This is a genomic window from Pseudomonas sp. B21_DOA (assembly GCA_030544685.1).
Taxonomy (GTDB): domain Bacteria; phylum Pseudomonadota; class Gammaproteobacteria; order Pseudomonadales; family Pseudomonadaceae; genus Aquipseudomonas; species Aquipseudomonas fluorescens_AO.
The window spans coordinates 2,680,223-2,698,355 of record CP086683.1 but is presented as its reverse complement, the minus strand read 5'-3'; the positions used below and the strand labels follow the sequence as shown (position 1 = coordinate 2,698,355).

General features: G+C 60.3%; 16 protein-coding genes and 3 pseudogenes. 1 reads left to right on the top strand and 18 read right to left on the bottom strand.

Going from position 1 to position 18,133, the window contains the following annotated elements; all coding sequences use genetic code 11:
* Positions 1-27: 27 nt before the first annotated feature.
* The 7 genes and pseudogenes from LJU32_12360 to flhA form a co-directional block, all read right to left on the bottom strand.
* Positions 28-2,300, bottom strand: a pseudogene (locus LJU32_12360) (chemotaxis protein CheA).
* A gap of 52 nt (positions 2,301-2,352) precedes the next feature.
* The gene (locus LJU32_12355; protein ID WKV90820.1) at positions 2,353-3,141 is read right to left on the bottom strand and encodes a protein phosphatase CheZ; all 789 of its coding nucleotides are present in this window, start codon (positions 3,139-3,141) and stop codon (positions 2,353-2,355) included.
* 17 nt (positions 3,142-3,158) lie between these two features.
* Positions 3,159-3,530 (bottom strand): chemotaxis response regulator CheY, encoded by a 372-nt coding sequence (locus tag LJU32_12350; GenBank protein WKV90819.1) that lies wholly within the window; start codon positions 3,528-3,530, stop codon positions 3,159-3,161.
* A 187-nt stretch (positions 3,531-3,717) separates the two neighbouring features.
* A pseudogene (locus tag LJU32_12345) lies at positions 3,718-4,437 on the bottom strand (RNA polymerase sigma factor FliA).
* Positions 4,434-5,264 (bottom strand): flagellar synthesis regulator FleN, encoded by an 831-nt coding sequence (fleN, locus tag LJU32_12340; GenBank protein ID WKV90818.1) that lies wholly within the window; start codon positions 5,262-5,264, stop codon positions 4,434-4,436. Before fleN ends, LJU32_12345 begins: the two are co-directional and overlap by 4 nt.
* A 116-nt stretch (positions 5,265-5,380) precedes the next feature.
* Positions 5,381-6,691 (bottom strand): flagellar biosynthesis protein FlhF, encoded by a 1,311-nt coding sequence (gene flhF / locus LJU32_12335; protein ID WKV90817.1) that lies wholly within the window; start codon positions 6,689-6,691, stop codon positions 5,381-5,383.
* 40 nt (positions 6,692-6,731) lie between these two features.
* Complete coding sequence (flhA, locus tag LJU32_12330) at positions 6,732-8,861, bottom strand: flagellar biosynthesis protein FlhA (protein ID WKV90816.1); 2,130 nt, start codon at positions 8,859-8,861, stop codon at positions 6,732-6,734.
* Between the two features lie 621 nt (positions 8,862-9,482).
* Between flhA and LJU32_12325 the strand changes: the two are divergent.
* Positions 9,483-9,840, top strand: a pseudogene (locus LJU32_12325) (DUF6124 family protein).
* A gap of 56 nt (positions 9,841-9,896) precedes the next feature.
* Here the strand turns inward: LJU32_12325 and LJU32_12320 are convergent.
* The 11 genes from LJU32_12320 to LJU32_12270 form a co-directional block, all read right to left on the bottom strand.
* Complete coding sequence (locus LJU32_12320) at positions 9,897-10,574, bottom strand: hypothetical protein (GenBank protein ID WKV90815.1); 678 nt, start codon at positions 10,572-10,574, stop codon at positions 9,897-9,899.
* 105 nt (positions 10,575-10,679) lie between these two features.
* Complete coding sequence (gene flhB, locus LJU32_12315) at positions 10,680-11,819, bottom strand: flagellar biosynthesis protein FlhB (protein ID WKV90814.1); 1,140 nt, start codon at positions 11,817-11,819, stop codon at positions 10,680-10,682.
* A gap of 3 nt (positions 11,820-11,822) precedes the next feature.
* Complete coding sequence (fliR, locus tag LJU32_12310) at positions 11,823-12,608, bottom strand: flagellar type III secretion system protein FliR (GenBank protein ID WKV90813.1); 786 nt, start codon at positions 12,606-12,608, stop codon at positions 11,823-11,825.
* A 3-nt stretch (positions 12,609-12,611) separates the two neighbouring features.
* A complete protein-coding gene (gene fliQ, locus LJU32_12305) occupies positions 12,612-12,881 on the bottom strand; it encodes a flagellar biosynthesis protein FliQ (GenBank protein ID WKV90812.1) in 270 nt (89 codons plus the stop codon).
* Positions 12,878-13,636, bottom strand: coding sequence for a flagellar type III secretion system pore protein FliP (gene fliP, locus LJU32_12300; protein ID WKV90811.1), 759 nt, complete (start codon positions 13,634-13,636; stop codon positions 12,878-12,880). The genes fliQ and fliP overlap by 4 nt, the downstream gene beginning before the upstream one ends.
* Positions 13,636-14,088 (bottom strand): flagellar biosynthetic protein FliO, encoded by a 453-nt coding sequence (gene fliO / locus LJU32_12295; protein WKV90810.1) that lies wholly within the window; start codon positions 14,086-14,088, stop codon positions 13,636-13,638. The genes fliP and fliO overlap by 1 nt, the downstream gene beginning before the upstream one ends.
* Positions 14,089-14,550 (bottom strand): flagellar motor switch protein FliN, encoded by a 462-nt coding sequence (gene fliN / locus LJU32_12290; protein ID WKV90809.1) that lies wholly within the window; start codon positions 14,548-14,550, stop codon positions 14,089-14,091.
* A 51-nt stretch (positions 14,551-14,601) separates the two neighbouring features.
* Positions 14,602-15,570, bottom strand: a complete 969-nt coding sequence (gene fliM / locus LJU32_12285; GenBank protein ID WKV90808.1) for a flagellar motor switch protein FliM — start codon at positions 15,568-15,570, stop codon at positions 14,602-14,604.
* Between the two features lie 9 nt (positions 15,571-15,579).
* Entirely contained in the window at positions 15,580-16,083 is a 504-nt protein-coding gene (fliL, locus tag LJU32_12280) for a flagellar basal body-associated protein FliL (protein ID WKV90807.1), read from the bottom strand.
* Between the two features lie 213 nt (positions 16,084-16,296).
* Positions 16,297-17,664, bottom strand: a complete 1,368-nt coding sequence (locus LJU32_12275) for a flagellar hook-length control protein FliK (protein ID WKV90806.1) — start codon at positions 17,662-17,664, stop codon at positions 16,297-16,299.
* A gap of 105 nt (positions 17,665-17,769) precedes the next feature.
* Positions 17,770-18,117: an Hpt domain-containing protein gene (locus LJU32_12270; protein ID WKV90805.1), complete on the bottom strand. Its 348-nt coding sequence runs from the start codon at positions 18,115-18,117 to the stop codon at positions 17,770-17,772.
* Positions 18,118-18,133: the final 16 nt, after the last annotated feature.

Below are 18,133 nucleotides of genomic sequence, written 5' to 3'. Positions count from 1 at the left end.
GCGCGTCATCGCGCCGCCGCCCCGGATTCAAATACGCTTCGTGGCGTAACGCTTGAGCATGCTTGGAACATCGAGAATCAGCGCAATGCGGCCGTCACCGGTGATGGTGGCGCCAGACATGCCTGGAGTTCCCTGAAGCATTTTGCCCAATGGCTTGATGACCACTTCTTCCTGGCCGACCAGTTGATCGACGACGAAGCCGATCCGCTGAGTGCCCACCGAAAGAATCACTACATGGCCTTCGCGCTGCTCTTCGTGAGCGGCGGAGCTGACCAGCCAGCGCTTGAGGTAGAACAATGGCAGCGCCTTGTCGCGCACGATCACCACTTCCTGACCGTCGACGACGTTGGTGGTCGACAGGTCGAGGTGGAAGATTTCGTTGACGTTGACCAGCGGGAACGCGAACGCCTGATTGCCGAGCATGACCATCAGCGTCGGCATGATCGCGAGGGTCAACGGCACCTTGATGACGATCTTCGAACCCTGGCCCTTGGTCGAATAGATGTTGATCGAACCGTTGAGCTGGGAAATCTTGGTCTTCACCACGTCCATGCCGACACCACGGCCGGACACGTCGGAGATCTCGGTCTTGGTCGAGAAACCCGGGGCGAAAATCAGGTTGTAGCACTCGGTATCGCTCAGGCGATCGGCCGCGTCCTTGTCCATCACGCCGCGTTTTACCGCAATGGCGCGCAGCACGTTCGGGTCCATGCCTTTGCCGTCGTCGGAGATCGACAGCAGGATATGGTCGCCTTCCTGCTCGGCCGCCAGCACCACGCGACCGCCACGGGCCTTGCCCGACGCTTCGCGTTCTTCCGGCGACTCGATGCCGTGGTCGACGGCGTTGCGCACCAAGTGGACCAGCGGGTCGGCCAGAGCCTCGACAAGGTTTTTGTCGAGGTCGGTTTCTTCACCCACCAGTTCCAGGTTGATCTCTTTCTTGAGCTGACGTGCAAGGTCGCGAACCAGACGCGGGAAGCGCCCGAAGACCTTCTTGATCGGCTGCATCCGCGTCTTCATCACGGCGGTCTGCAGGTCAGCGGTGACCACGTCGAGGTTCGACACGGCCTTGGACATGGCTTCGTCGCCGCTGTTGAGGCCCAGGCGCACCAGACGGTTACGCACCAGCACCAGCTCGCCGACCATGTTCATGATCTCGTCGAGCCGCGCGGTGTCGACGCGTACGGTGGTTTCCGCTTCGCTGGCCGGTTTTTCCGCGGGCGGTGTCGCAGGAGCGCGAGCCGCAGCCGGTGCAGCAGCGGCGGCCGGTTTCGACGCCTCGGCTTTCGGCTCAGGCTTGGCCGCAGGTTTCGGCGCAGCAGCGGCAGCCGGAGCTTTCGCCGCTGGCGTGGCGACGCTCGAGGCAGAGCCGGCAGTCGCAGCGCTGGCGTCAAACTTGCCTTTGCCGTGCAATTCGTCGAGCAGCGATTCGAATTCGTGATCGCTGATCAGGTCGCTGCCGGCCGCAGCGGCTGCCGGTGCAGCAGGGGCTGCCGGCGCCGAAGCGATGGCCGATTCCAGCGCGTCAACGGCGAAGTTGCCCTTGCCGTGCAACTGATCGAGCAAGGCTTCGAATTCGTCGTCGGTGATGTCCGAGCTGTCGCCCGCAGCAGGTGCGGCCGGAGCCGCTGCTGCTGGCGCCGGAGCGACCGCATCGACAGCGAACTGGCCTTTGCCGTGCAGTTGATCGAGCAGCGATTCAAATTCGGCGTCGGTGATTTCATCGCTGGCGGCCGTGTCGGCAACCTGCGCCGGAGCAACAACAGCGGCCGGGGCCTCGGCCTGAGCCTTGACGGCATTCAGCGAGTCCAGCAGTTGTTCGAATTCGTTATCGGTAATGTCGTCCGATGCGCTTTCGGCGACCGGCTCTTCCACCACTTCTACCGGTGCGGCCACGGCTTCATCCGCCGATTGCGGCTCGGCCAGACGCGCCAGCGCGGCCAGCAGTTCCGGCGTCGCGGCGGTGATCGGTGCACGTTCACGGACTTCGCTGAACATGCTGTTCACCGCGTCCAGTGCTTCGAGCACCACGTCCATCAGTTCTGCATCAACGCGACGCTCACCCTTGCGCAGGATGTCGAACACGTTTTCGGCGATGTGACAGCACTCCACCAGCTCATTGAGCTGAAGGAAGCCGGCGCCCCTTTTACAGTGTGGAAACCGCGAAAAATTGCATTGAGCAGATCTGCATCATCCGGGCGGCTTTCCAGCTCGACCAGTTGTTCGGACAGTTGCTCAAGAATCTCGCCGGCCTCAACCAGGAAATCCTGAAGGATCTCTTCATCGGCGCCGAAGCTCATTAATGGGGTGCTCCTACAGGTCTAAAAACCCAAAAACCCGAATTCCGAAACTCTAGAATCCAAGGCTGGATAACAAATCGTCCACATCGTCCTGACCGGACACAACGTCTTCTCGTTTATCGGCATGAATCTGCGGACCTTCACCCTGCGAGAGATGTTTTTGTGGATCTTTTTCAGCAAGCATTGCGGCGCGGTCATGTTCGATGCCCGCAAAGCGGTCGACCTGACTGGCCATGAGCACGAGTTTGAGCAGATTGCTTTCGACTTCGGTGACCAGTTGGGTCACGCGCTTGATCACCTGACCGGTGAGGTCCTGGTAATCCTGAGCCAGCAGAATGTCGTTGAGGTTGCTCGACACCGCACGGTTGTCCGTGCTGCTGCGTGACAGAAAACCGTCGACCCGGCGCGCCAGTTCGCGGAACTCTTCAGCCCCGACCTCGCGACGCATGAAGCGGCCCCAATCGGCGCTCAAGGTCTGCGCTTCATCAGCGAGACTGTTGACCACCGGCGTGGCGCTTTCCACCAGATCCATGGTGCGGTTGGCCGCGGCTTCCGTCAGCTTGACCACATAGCCCAGGCGTTCGGTGGCGTCGGTGATTTGCGACACTTCCTCAGCCTGCGGCATGTGCGGATCGATCTGGAAATTGACGATCGCACTGTGCAGTTCACGTGTGAGCTTGCCCACTTCCTGATACAGGCCGCGGTCACGGGTCTGATTGAGCTCATGGATCAGTTGCACCGCGTCGCCGAACTTGCCTTTTTCAAGGCTCTCGACCAGTTCGACTGCGTGTTTTTTCAGGGTCGATTCGAAATCGCCCTGTGATGATTCGTTATGCTCCATAGCTCCCCGCGCATTCATCAGCCGATGCGTTCGAAAATCTTCTCGATTTTGTCTTTCAACGCTTGAGCCGTGAAAGGTTTGACTACGTAACCGTTCACACCGGCCTGAGCGGCCTCGATGATCTGCTCGCGCTTGGCTTCAGCAGTCACCATCAACACCGGGAGGTGCTTGAGTTTTTCATCGGCGCGCACGTGACGCAGCAGGTCGATACCGGTCATGCCCGGCATGTTCCAGTCCGTTACCAGAAAGTCGATGCTGCCGCTGTTGAGCACCGGAATGGCGGTGACGCCATCGTCGGCCTCGACGGTGTTGGTGAACCCAAGATCGCGCAGCAGGTTCTTGATGATCCGCCGCATCGTTGAGAAGTCATCAACGATGAGGATTTTCATGTCTTTGTTCAATTCGACCTCCAAGCAGTCTTAAACGCGCCCAGCACCTGGACGCGCCACTTCAATCAATCGGCATAGCACTCGAAGTTTGTCTGGAGCACAACGGATCGAGACCGGCGCCGTTCATCACCGCACCAGCCTCGTTTCGCAGTGTCCCCACACTGCCTTCAGCGCGCTCGCCACTCCCCAAACGCCCCCGCAGACGGGCCGCGCACTGGCTGTGTAACTGGCTGACCCGCGATTCACTGACGCCAAGGACTTCACCGATTTCCTTGAGGTTCAGCTCTTCGTCGTAGTACAGCGCCAACACCAGTCGCTCACGCTCCGGCAAATTGGCAATCGCGTCCGCCAGCGCCGACTGGAAGCGTTCATCTTCCAGATCGCGTGACGGCTCCATATGAGCACTCGCGCCATCCTCGTGCAGCCCTTCGTGTTCGCCGTCCTGCAACAGGTCGTCGAAACTGAACAGGCGGCTGCCCAAGGTGTCATTCAGAATCCCGTAGTAATCGTCGAGACTCAATTGGAGTTCGGCCGCAACCTCGTGATCTTTAGCGTCACGGCCGGTTTTAGCTTCAATCGAGCGAATCGCGTCGCTGACCATCCTGGTATTACGGTGAACCGAGCGTGGCGCCCAGTCCCCTTTGCGCACTTCATCGAGCATCGCGCCGCGGATTCGAATGCCCGCGTACGTTTCGAAACTGGCGCCTTTGCTGGCGTCGTATTTGGTCGAGACTTCGAGCAAACCGATCATCCCGGCCTGGATCAGGTCTTCGACCTGCACGCTGGCCGGCAGGCGTGCCAGCAAGTGATAGGCAATGCGCTTGACCAGTGGCGCGTAGCGCTCGATCAATTCGTATTGCGCGTCACGCGCCGACTTTTTGTAAAGATTCATGCCACTGGCGGTCATATCACAGGCCCTGCGGTTTGCTGCACGAGACGCTCGACGAAAAATTCCAGATGCCCGCGCGGGTTGGCCGGCAGCGGCCAGGTGTCGACCTTCTGGGCGATGGCCTTGAAGGCCAGCGCGCACTTGGAACGGGGAAAGGCTTCGTAGACGGCGCGCTGCTTCTGCACCGCTTTGCGCACGCTTTCGTCATACGGCACGGCGCCGACGTATTGTAGGGCGACGTCGAGAAAGCGATCCGTGACCTTGGTCAACTTGGCGAACAGGTTGCGCCCTTCCTGCGGGCTCTGCGCCATGTTGGCCAGCACGCGGAAGCGGTTCATGCCGTAGTCGCGATTGAGCAACTTGATCAGCGCGTAAGCGTCGGTGATCGAAGTCGGCTCGTCGCAGACCACCAGCAAGACTTCCTGGGCGGCGCGCACGAAACTGACTACCGAGTCACCAATGCCCGCAGCGGTGTCGATCACCAGCACGTCGAGATTGTCGCCGATGTCGCTGAACGCCTGGATCAGGCCGGCGTGCTGCGCAGGACTCAGGTGCACCATGCTCTGCGTGCCGGAGGCCGCCGGCACGATGCGAATCCCGCCCGGGCCCTGCAACAGCACGTCGCGCAGTTCGCAACGGCCTTCGATGACGTCGGCCAGTGTGCGTTTGGGTGTCAGCCCCAGCAGAACGTCGACGTTCGCCAGGCCCAGATCGGCGTCCAGCAGCATGACCCGACGGCCAAGCTCTGCCAGCGCCAGGGACAAGTTCACTGACACGTTAGTCTTGCCGACGCCACCTTTGCCGCCGGTCACCGCGATCACCTGTACGGGATGCATGCTGCCCATGTTATTTCTTTACCTTGTCTTGCATAGACGGAGGCCACATTACTGGCTGCGCGTTCACGATCGGAACAATGCGTGGCAGACCATCGATGTAGGTACAAAAACTGTTCATGATTACCTCAGCCAACCTGCTTGGTCGGGCTGTGATAGATATCAGCGAACATGTCAGCCATGGCTTCTTCGCTGGGTTCTTCCTGCATTTGCACGCTGACGGCGCGGCTGACCAGTTGATGACGACGCGGCAGATGCAAATCATCCGGAATCCGTGGGCCATCGGTCAGATACGCGACCGGCAATTCATGACTGATCGCCAGGCTCAACACTTCGCCGAGACTGGCCGTTTCATCCAGTTTAGTCAGGATGCAGCCGGCCAGCCCGCAACGCTTGTAACTGTGATAAGCGGCGGTTAGAACCTGTTTCTGGCTGGTGGTTGCCAGGACCAGATAATTTTTCGAGCGAATGCCACGCCCGGCCAGGCTCTCGAGCTGCATGCGCAACGCCGGATCACTGGCTTGCAGGCCGGCAGTATCGATCAAAATCACGCGTTTGCGTAGCAGTGGATCCAATGCCTGCACCAGCGACTGGCCCGGATCGACGTGCGTTACCGGCACGTTGAGGATGCGCCCGAGGGTTTTCAATTGTTCCTGCGCGCCGATGCGGAAGCTGTCCATACTGACCAGCGCAACATTCTGCGCGCCGTACTTGAGCACATAACGCGCAGCGAGCTTGGCCAGCGTGGTGGTCTTGCCCATGCCGGCGGGGCCGACCATGGCAATCACACCGCCCTCTTCCAGCGGCTCGACTTCCGGTACGGCGATCATCCGCGCCAGGTGCGCCAGCAGCATGCGCCAGGCCTGACGGGGTTCTTCGATATCGGTGATCAGTGCCAGCAGATCGCGCGACAGCGGGCCGGACAGGCCAATGCGCTGCAGACGGCGATACAGATTGGCCTGGGCCGGACGGCTGCCTTGCAGCTGATTCCAGGCCAGGGTGCCGAGCTGCACTTCCATCAGCTCGCGCAGGCTGTTCAATTCAAAACGCATCGACTCCAGCGCACGCGGATCGACACCCGCCGAAGCTTGCGCAGGTGCTGCGGCCGGACGCGTCGGTGCAGCATAGGTCGGCTCGCTCAGCGGCTCGGCAGCGGTCAGCGGCAGGCCTGCGGTCAATGGCAGCCCGGCGAACAACTGCTGATTGGTGTTGCCGTCGGCTTCGCCACGCAGGCTCAGTTCGGCCTGGGCGGTGACGATGCGCGACTGGGTCTTGCGCAGCTCGTCTTCGAGCTCCATATTCGGAACCCGTGGCGCCAGCGCCGACAATTTGTAATCCAGAGCCGCCGTCAACTCGACGCCGCCGGCAATGCGGCGATTGCCGATGATGGCGGCATCAGCGCCCAGCTCATCGCGAACCAGCTTCATGGCCTGACGCATATCGGCGGCGAAAAACGCTTAACTTGCATAAACCACTACCTCAGCCGTTGGGCCCTACTGTCGCAACGATGGTCACTTGCTTGTTGTCCGGTACTTCCTGGTAGGCCAGCACGTGCAGCCCTGGGACTGCGAGGCGGCCAAAGCGCGAGAGCATCGCGCGAATCGGGCCTGCTACCAGCAGGATCACCGGTTGGCCTTGCATTTCCTGCCGCTGGGCCGCTTCGATCAACGAACGTTGCAGCTTCTCGGCCATGCTCGGCTCCAGCAGAACGCCCTCTTCCGAGCCTTGTCCTGCCTTCTGCAGACTATTGAGCAATATCTGTTCCAACCTTGGTTCCAATGTGATCACAGGCAGCTCGGACTCAGTGCCTACAATGCTTTGGACGATTGCGCGGGATACGCCGACCCGCACAGCCGCGACCAGAGCGGCGGTATCTTGACTCTTGGCGGCGTTGTTCGCGATCGCTTCGGCGATGCTGCGAATGTCACGCACCGGCACGTGCTCGGCGAGCAGCGCTTGCAGGACCTTGAGCAACTGCGACAACGAAACCACACCCGGCACCAGCTCTTCCGCCAGTTTCGGCGAGCTCTTGGCCAGCAATTGCATGAGTTGCTGCACTTCCTCGTGGCCGATCAGCTCACTGGAGTGCTTGTAGAGAATCTGGTTCAAGTGCGTGGCAACCACGGTGCTGGCGTCGACCACGGTATAGCCGAGCGATTGCGCCTGGGCGCGCTGGCTGATTTCGATCCACACCGCCTCCAGGCCAAAAGCCGGATCTTTGGCGTTGATTCCGTTGAGCGAGCCGTAGACCTGGCCCGGGTTGATCGCCAGTTCGCGATCCGGGTAGATTTCGGCCTCGGCCAGAATCACCCCCATCAGGGTCAGGCGATACGCGCTCGGCGCCAGATCGAGGTTGTCGCGGATGTGCACGGTCGGCATCAGGAAGCCCAGATCCTGCGAGAGCTTCTTGCGCACGCCCTTGATCCGCGCCAGCAACTGCCCGCCCTGATTGCGATCCACCAACGGAATCAGGCGATAGCCGACTTCCAGGCCGATCATGTCGATCGGCGTGACGTCGTCCCAGCCCAGCTCTTTGGTTTCCATGGCCCGTGCCGGCGACGGCAGCAGTTCCTGCTGACGCTTGACCTCTTCCAGCGCCACGACCTTGGCGACGTTCTGCTTCTTCCAGAACAGGTACGCGCCGCCCGCAGCCAGCGCCGCCATGCTCAGGAAGGAGAAGTGCGGCATGCCCGGCACCAGGCCCATCACCGCCATCAAACCAGCCGCCACGGCCAGCGCTTTCGGCGAGGCGAACATCTGACGGTTGATCTGCTTTCCCATGTCTTCCGAGCCGGAGGCACGGGTCACCATGATCGCCGCCGCTGTCGATAACAACAGTGATGGCAATTGCGCCACCAAACCGTCACCGATAGTCAACAAAGCGTAAACCTTGCCGGCATCGCCGAAGCTCATGCCGTGCTGGAAGATACCGACCGCCATACCGCCGATGAGGTTGATGAACAGAATCAGCAGGCCGGCGATGGCGTCACCGCGGACGAACTTGCTCGCACCGTCCATCGAACCGTAGAACTCCGCCTCCTGAGCAACTTCCTGACGGCGCGACTTGGCTTGATTCTGGTCGATCAAGCCGGCGTTGAGGTCGGCGTCGATCGCCATTTGTTTGCCGGGCATCGCATCGAGGGTGAAACGCGCGCTCACCTCGGAAATCCGCCCGGCACCCTTGGTCACCACGACGAAGTTGATGATCATGAGGATCGCGAAGACCACGATACCGACCACGTAGTTACCGCCGATCACCACCTCACCGAAGGCCTGAATCACCTTACCGGCGGCGGCGTGGCCGTCCTGACCGTGGAGCATGACCACTCGCGTCGAGGCCACGTTCAAGGCCAGCCGCAACAGCGTCGCCACCAGCAGAATGGTAGGGAACACGGCGAAATCCAGCGGCCGCAGCGCATACACGCAGACCAGCAGGACCACGATCGACAGAGCGATGTTGAATGTAAAGAAGACGTCGAGCAGGAACGGCGGTACCGGCAACATCATCATCGCCAGCATGACCAGCAGCAACAACGGCACGCCCAGATTGCCTCGACTGAGGTCGGCAACGTTGGTGCGTGCTGTATTGAATAACTGAGTGCGATCCACCGGTTTTCCCCGTTCCTTTAAAGCAAACTTTTGACGCCCCGAACGGGCGCAGGGCGGCTATTGCAAGAAGCTTTCCAACTTTTGCCGGGGAATGAAATAGAGCGGTTTTGCTTGTGATTGTCGGCTGATTGGGCTGGCCCCTTCGCGAGCAGGCTCGCTCCCACCGTTTGAAATGCATTCCCAATCGGACATTTGGAATACGGCCGCTGTGGGAGCGAGCCTGCTCGGGAAGAGGCCATCGAATGCGGCGCATTTTTTCGATTTAAACGAAGCTGTTTAAAAGACACCTTCAGACATGGTCTCAAGGCTACAAATCCTTGCGCCATTGCCTACAGCCAAGCCAGAATCCGCCGGCTTGTGCGCTTTGGGGTCGGGTTCTATCGTGGTCCGGTCGCTGACGAATCAGCGATCGGGTTTAGCGACCCGAACTCATGTCAAAGGTGCATCAGCGTTCCAGGCTTCGTTGCGGATCTGTATGTTCGCGATTTCGTCATGGTGGCTGTATGCGGGAGACCTTCGGGTCTGCCGGGTGCCTTTGACCGGTTCGCTAACCCGCGTACAGCCGCCACCCTTCCTGTTTAGCGACAGGTTGTAGCGGCTCCACTTCAAAGGAGCTTCACCATGATCAAACCAACACCCAACCCGCCCGAATCCGACCCCACCTCCCCTACGAATCCCTCGACTCAAAAAACTTCACCAAGCCGCCGACCGCGCCCTCGACCACTACCTCTGCCCACCCGGCTCCACCCCACCACCGTTCAGCCCCCGCGCCATGTACGCCGTCACCGCCGACACCAAAAACGAAGACCTGCTGGCCAACGCCTGCGAAACCCTCGCCTCAGCGAAAACCATCGCCCAGGAATTCGCCGGACTAGTCAAACCATCTCAGCGCCGGACGCTGATGGGGATTGCGCAGCTGATCATGCTCGGGGAATTGGCGGTGAATCGGGTGCTGGATAATCTGGAGTTGCCACAGTAGCGACACGCGATGATCGTTCCCACGCTCCGTGTGGGAACGATAAGCGCAGTATTCGGCTACTGCGCAGTCAGCATCTGTTTGGCCGTAATAGTGCCGAAACCCAATTGATTGCGATCAACATACTTCACACCTCGAAGCACCGATTGGCCTTCAACCTCGACGAAATCCTCGTTCATGTACATGAGCACGACTTTGGTCAAAGGTGCAGTGACATCAGGAGCGGCGAGGTCACTTTGCAACAGGTTCAACGCCCAATGAAACTGCAAGAGGGGTAAATCTGCGATCCTGATCGTTCGACTTTCATCCACCAGTCGCAAATCCCTGCTTGCAGTGATACGCAACTTTTGCCCGAACACCTCAAACGCAGGCTTGCTGTAGCGCACCGCCAACTCCACACCCGTGGCCCATTGATCCATGTAATAACGTGGCGAGGTGAACAGTTCGAACAAGTCCATTTTATCGCGAATATTTCCTGCGCTATCGAACAGGTAGTTATAAGAATAGTGGTACGCCAAGCCGTCCAGTTCAGGCCTGATGGCGTTAACCGGGTTGTTCAGGTAATCAGGGATATAAACGTTAGCCATCTGCACGAAGTGAGTGAAATCCAGATCGAGGTCAAAGCTCACCGTGTAACGTATGGATCGCTCCTTGGGGTTTTCCTCCAACTGCCCTGAAACGTAGTCCAGCGTCATTCCTTCAAGTTTTTTATAGATTCGCTCTGCCATGATCTTCATCTCTGCGCTCAGGGATTATTCCCGAGTGCATAGCAACGCGGCTGGGGAGCGACGTCTACTGTCAGAGATGACAGGTTCCGAGATTTTCCAGACAAGCGGTAACCATCAGGAATCCCGACGCAAATCCGGCGGAATCGGCAAATCATCCTTCAACGGATCCGGCCGTTTGCCCTTGCCCGCCTGGTGCTGGCGGATCTGGTAGACGTAAGCCAACACCTGCGCCACTGCCAGATACAGCCCGCCAGGAATTTCCTGCTCGAGCTCAGTTGAGTAATAGATCGAGCGCGCCAGCGCGGGCGATTCAAGCAGCATGACGTTGTTGGCCACTGCGATTTCGCGGATTTTCAGGGCGATGAAGTCGCTGCCCTTGGCCAGCAGCACCGGTGCGCCGCCCTTTTCCGAGTCGTATTTGAGTGCGACGGCGTAATGGGTCGGGTTGGTGATGACCACGTCGGCTTCGGGAATCGCTGCCATCATGCGCCGCTGGGACATTTCGCGCTGGGTCTGGCGGATGCGTTGCTTGACCTCTGGGCGACCTTCCTGGTCCTTGTGTTCGTCGCGCACTTCCTGCTTGGTCATCAGCAGTTTCTTGTGCGCTTCCCAGAGCTGCACCGGCACGTCGACGGCGGCGATGATGATCAGGCCGCAGGCCAGCCACAGCGTGCTCCAGCCCACCAGCAAAACGCTGTGGATGATCGCCATGTCCAGTGGTTCGTGGGCGATGCGCAGAAGATCATCGACGTCGGCGGACAGCACCAACAGTGCCACACCCAGAGTAATCAAAAACTTCGCCAGGGCCTTGAGCAGTTCGACCACAGCCTTGAACGAGAACATCCGTTTGAGGCCGGCGGCCGGGTTCATCCGGCTGAATTTGGGCGCCAGCGACTTTGCGGCGAACAGCCAGCCACCGAGGGAGATCGGCCCGATGATGGCGGCGAGCAACAGGGTGATCATCACCGGCTGAATCGCCAGCAAGGCGATCAGGCCCGACTCCAGCAAGAACCGGCCCATCGCGCCTTGGTCCATGACCACTTCGCGGGACAGGGTGAAGTTCAGGCGCATCACGTCCATCATTTCTTGCGCGAGCATGCCGCCGAAGATCAGCAGCGCAGAGGCACCGGCCATCATCACGGCCAGAGTGTTGAGCTCTTTGGAGCGGGCAATCTCACCCTTCTCACGGGAGTCCTTTTTGCGTTTCTCCGTGGGGTCTTCCGTTTTGTCCTGACCGCTCTCGCTCTCTGCCATGACTCAGCGCGCCCGTGCCAGTTCGCGTAGCAACTGCAAGGCCTCGCTGGCCAGCGGTTGATACTGGTTGAGAATGTCCGCAAGGCCAACCCAGACGATGAACAGGCCGAGCACCAGGGTCAGCGGAAAACCGATCGAGAAGATGTTCAGTTGCGGCGCGGCGCGGGTCATCACGCCGAACGCAATATTGACCACCAGCAATGCGGTGACGGCGGGCAATACCAGCAACAACGCGGCGCCCAGCACCCAGCCGAGTTTGCCGGCCAGTTCCCAGTAATGCTCGACCATCAAACCACCGCCGACCGGCAGCGTGGTGAAGCTTTCAGTCAGGACTTCGAATACCACCAAGTGGCCGTTCATCGACAGGAACAGCAGCGTCACCAGCATGGTGAAAAACTGCCCGATCACCGCCACCGAAACGCCGTTGGTAGGGTCGATCATCGAAGCGAAGCCCATGCCCATCTGCACCGCGACAATCTGCCCGGCGACGGCGAAGGCCTGGAAGAACAGTTGCAGGGAAAAGCCGAGCACGGCACCGACCAGAATCTGCTCGCCGATCAGCAGCAGGCCGCTGAGATCCAGCGGGCTGACGGCCGGCATCGGCGGCAGCGCCGGGGTGATGACCACGGTGATCGCCACGGCGAAATACAGGCGCACGCGACGCGGGATCAGGGTGGTGCCGAACACCGGCATGACCATCAGCATCGAGGCGACGCGAAACAGCGGCAACATGAACGACGCCACCCAGGTGCTGATCTGGGTGTCGGTCAGCTGAAGCAGCGATTGCATGGCTTAGCCGATGACCATCGGAATGTTTTTGTACAGCTGGATGATGTATTCCATGAACGTCTGCACGATCCACGGACCGCCGATGATCAAGGTCACCAGCATCACCAGCAGACGCGGCAGGAAGCTCAGGGTCTGTTCGTTGATCTGCGTGGCGGCCTGGAACATCGACACCAGCAGGCCGACCAGAAGGCTCGGCACCACTAGGATGGCGACCATCATGGTGGTCAGCCACAGCGCTTCACGAAAGATATCGACCGCGACTTCCGGCGTCATGGCGACACACCTCCAAAACTGCTGGCCAGAGTACCGATGATCAGCGCCCAGCCATCGACCAGCACGAACAGCATGATCTTGAACGGCAGCGAAATGATCAGCGGCGAGAGCATCATCATACCCATGGCCATCAGCACGCTCGCCACAACGAGGTCGATGATCAGGAACGGGATGAAGATCATGAAGCCGATCTGGAAGGCGGTTTTGAGTTCGGAGGTGACGAACGCCGGTACCAGAATGGTCAGCGGCGCCTGATCCGGGGTGGCGATGTCGGTGCGCTTGGACAGGCGCATGAACAGCTCCAGATCACTGCTGCGCGTCTGCGCAAGCATGAAGTCCTTGATCGGCACCTGGGCCTTTTCCACCGCTTGCTGGGCGGTCAGGGTTTCAGCCAGATACGGTTGCAGCGCGTCCTTGTTCACCCGGTCGAAGACCGGCGCCATGATGAACAGCGTCAGGAACAGGGCCATGCCGGTGAGGATCTGGTTCGACGGCGTCTGTTGCAGGCCGAGGGCCTGACGCAGGATCGAGAAGACGATGATGATTCGCGTGAAGCTGGTCATCAGGATGACCGCCGCCGGAATAAAGCTCAGCGCGGTCATGATCAGCAGGATCTGCAGACTGACCGAATATTCCTGCGCGCCGTCGGCGTTGGTGCCCAGCGTGATCGCCGGGATCGACAACGGATCGGCGGCCAACGCCAGCGGCGCGGCCAGCAAGAGGACCAGCGTCAAGACGATGCGGAGCGCACCCATTACTTCGTATCCTTTTGGTCCTTGCCGAGAATCTTCAGCAGATGCTGAGCAAATTCCGGCGTCGCTTTTTCGCTGGCGGTGGGGACTTCGACCGGCTCTTTGAGCACATGCAGCGCGGTGATGGTACCGGGGCTGAGGCCGAGCAGAATCTGCTCGTTGCCGACCTGCACCAGCATCAAGCGGTCACGCGGGCCGAGGGCGCGCGAACCGATCAACTCGATCACCTGGCCCTTGCCCGCCGGCCCCGCCTGTTGCACGCGGCGCAAAAGCCAGGCGAGGAAGAAGATCAGGCCCAGCACCAGCAGCAAGCCGAACACCAGTTGCGTCAACTGACCGGCCACGCCGCTGTTGACCATCGGCGCGGTGGCGGCCGGCGCAGCCGTGGTTGCGCTCGGCTCGGCAGCCAGCACGCTCAACGGCCATGCCAGCAGCACCCAGAGAAACCTCTTCACTCAGCGCAGCTTCTTGATGCGTTCGCTTGGGCTGATCACGTCAGTCAGGCGTATGCCGAACTTCTCGTTGACCACCACTACTTCGCCGTGAGCGATCAGGGTGCCGTTGACCAGCACGTCGAGCGGCTCACCGGCCAGCCGATCAAGCTCGATCACCGAACCCTGGTTGAGTTGCAGCAGGTTGCGGATATTGATGTCGGTGCTGCCGACTTCCATCGAGATCGACACCGGGATGTCGAGGATCACGTCCAGATTCGGACCGTCGAGGGTCACCGGATCATTGTTCTTCGGCACGCTGCCAAACTCTTCCATCGGCAGACGGTTGGAGCTGGAAGTACCGGCGTCGGCGGCCAGCAGTGCATCGATGTCAGCCTGGCCGGCATCACCGGTTTCTTCCAGGGCCGCAGCCCATTCATCGGCCAGTGCCTGATCGTCCTGCGCGTTCATATCGTCGTTCATCATGTGTCCTCGGCGGGCAACAATTCGGTTAAATACGGGGTGAAAAGCGCCGCCTCAGCGACGCTCGATCGGCTCGATCACCTGCAACGCGAGGTTGCCTTTGTGCGAGCCCATCTTGACCTTGAAGGCCGGCACGCCGTTGGCGCGCATGATCATGTCTTCCGGCATCTCGACCGGGATCACATCGCCCGGTTGCATGTGCAGGATGTCGCGCAGCTTCAACTGGCGGCGGGCTACGGTGGCACCGATCGGCACGTCGACATCGAGCACGTCCTGGCGCAGGGCGTTGACCCAGCGCTCGTCCTGATCGTCGAGGTCGGACTGGAAACCGGCGTCGAGCATCTCGCGCACCGGCTCGATCATCGAGTACGGCATGGTCACGTGCAGATCGCCGCCACCGCCATCGAGTTCGATGTGGAAGGTGGAGACCACAATCGCTTCGCTCGGGCCGACGATGTTGGCCATGGCCGGGTTCACTTCCGAGTTGATGTACTCGAAATTGACTTCCATGATCGCCTGCCAGGCTTCTTTCAGATCGACGAAAGCCTGCTCGAGCACCATGCGCACTACGCGCAGTTCGGTCGGGGTGAATTCCCGCCCTTCGATCTTGGCGTGACGGCCGTCGCCGCCGAAGAAGTTGTCCACCAGCTTGAACACCAGCTTGGCGTCGAGGATGAACAGCGCGGTGCCGCGCAGCGGTTTGATCTTGACCAGGTTGAGGCTGGTCGGCACGTACAGCGAGTGCACGTATTCGCCGAACTTCATCACCTGCACGCCACCGACAGCCACGTCCGCCGAGCGGCGCAGCATGTTGAACATGCTGATGCGGGTGTAGCGGGCGAAACGCTCGTTGATCATTTCCAGCGTCGGCATGCGTCCACGGACGATGCGATCCTGGCTGGTCAGGTCGTAGCTTTTGACACTGCCGGGTTCGGCAGCATTATCGGTCTGTACCAGACCATCATCGACGCCATGCAACAGCGCATCGATTTCATCCTGGGACAGCAGATCCTGCACGGCCATGTCGTGTTCCTACTGCAGTACGAAATTAGTGAAAAGCAACTGTTCGATGACCACTTTGCCCAGTTCTTTCTGCGCCACTTCCTGGACGCTGGCGGTGGCCTTCTGGCGCAACATCTCCTGCCCGACCGGGGTCGCCAGCGTGGCGAAATCCTGACCGGAGAAGAGCATTACCAGGTTGTTGCGGATAACCGGCATGTGCACTTTGAGCGCGTCCAGATCGGCCTGATTACGCGCCAGCATGGTGATGCTCACCTGCATGTAGCGCTGGCGGCCGTTCTGGTTGTAGTTGGCAACGAAGGCCGGCGCCATCGGCTCGAAAATCGCCGCCTGCTTGCCGACCGGCGCTGCCTCAGCGGCCTCGGCAGGCTTGCTCTGCGCGCCGTGCATGAAGAACCAGGTCGCCCCGACGGATGCACCAATGGCCACCAGCAACGCCAGCACGATCACGATGATCAGCTTGAGTTTGCCTTTGGTTGCGGGGTCTTTTACTGCTGCAGCTTCGCTCTTCGCCATGCCAATAATCCGTCACTAATCGGGGGTTTCACAGTCGCACGGCAAGGCAAGAGCAAGTGTTATGCCAGAAGTGTCGGCGCGTCATCTGAACGGTGCCACAAACAAATGTGGGAGCGAGCTTGATCGCGAAAGCAATGTGTCAGTCAACATATAGGTTGAATGTCACACCGTATTCGCGAGCAGGCTCGCTCCCACATTGGGTATTGCGTTGCGTCAGGCGTAATAATCGACCGCGCTGGTGCCGATGACGCTGGTGGTCTGCGCCGCCACTTCAGCGGCAGTAACCGGTGCCAATTCTTCATCCACCGAATCAAGGCGACCACCCGCAGCGCTGGTCCGCCCACTCTGGCCCTGCTGCGCCTGCTCCTGCCCTTGCTGGCCCTGCCAGCCACGGTTCTGGTCGGCGACATTGACGTCGACCTGGCCCATGCCCTGCTGGTTGAACATGTCGCGCAGGCGATGCATCTGGCTGTCGAGCGCTTCACGCACGCTCGGGTGCGCGCTCATGAAGGTGACCTGGGTCTGCTGATCGGGAACCATGTTCACGCGGATATCCAGACGCCCCAGCTCCGCCGGCTGCAACTGAATGTCGGCGGCCTTCAGGTTGACGCTGGACAGGTACATGACGCGGTTGACCACTTCTTCGGTCCAGCCGCTCTGGTGCATGGCGATCGGCTGATTCACCGGCAGCGCGTTCGCGGTTTTTGGCGTAGCGGCCTGGGTCAGTGCCGCCAGACGGTTGGCGAAGTCATCGACACGGGTGTCGCTGGTGGCGGATTTCAAATCCTTCAGACCATCATCGATCAACCCGCTGAAGGCTTTTTCGCCGCCCTGACTGGTGCTGTCCTTGTCGGCCTGCACGTCAAGCATGCTGGCCATACCGGCAGCGAAGTTCTGCGCGGCGGTCAATTCGCCGTCAGCCTGAGCTTGAGCAGGCGTGGCTTTCGGTTGCGCCTGGCTGGCGGCAGAAATATGCCCGCCCTGCTCCATCGCCATGCGCACGGCCGGCAGCGAATCGAGCGGATCAGCAGAAGGATCGAAATCGCTGTCGGTGGCCGCCGGATCTTTGACCATGCCCGGCAAGGCGACCAAGGCAGGCCTTTCAGCTTCCGGCTGGGCTGGCGTTGCGACTACCGGGGCCTGCACCACAGGCGTTGCCACCAATGGCTGGACGACTTGCGCCAAGGCCGGATCAAGCGCCGGGTCTACAGGCGCGGCATCGGACACAGGAGTCTGTACGGTTTCAGCGGTGTCATCGACGGTGGCAGTCGCGTCGTCGCTCGCCGCCGCTTTGTCGGCAGGCAACGCTTTGCCGCTATCGGCAACCGCTGGCTCGGGCGCGGCAGACTGGTCTTTGCCGATATCCTTTTTGGCGCTGCCATCAGCGACCTTATCGCGTGCCGGTTTGACTGAATTGTCAGCGCTGACGGCAGGCTTGGCCGGCGCTTGATCGGCAAACACTTTGGCGAAGCTGGAAGCCTTGTCCCCGGCGTCTGCGGCCATTGCCGACGATTTGGCAGAGGCGGCTTGCGCCTTGGCCTGAGCGGCGGTCTGAAGAAGAATGTTGGGGGTCGCAGGCATGACACGGTCTCCGCTGCACTGGGATCGTAGGTACAGTTGAGCAAGATGACTGCAAGTGCCGGGCCAGCTTGGCCAGACACTTGCGAAAAGCGCCGGACGGCAGCTTCAGTGGATGTGGGCGTGGTGCTTTTCGCTTTCGTACAACGGGCGTACTTCGGCGAATTCGGAATGGATATCGGCCACCAGTTGAGCGAGCGCTTCCGGACTTTTGTCCTTGGCGTTCGACTCCAGGTCCTGGCACAACTCGGCCAGTCGAACCGCGCCCATGTTGCTGGCGCTGCCCTTGAAGCTATGCGCTACATCGGAAAGCACTTTGACGCTGGTGCTGTCCTGCAACTCGTGCAGGCGGCTTTGCGAATCTGCCAGAAAAGTCTCCAGCAATTCCGTATAGCCGTCCTCCATCACTTCGCGCAAAGTAGCGAGGACTTCGCGATTTACATGTGGGTTTGTCACTTGCTCACTCCTTGAT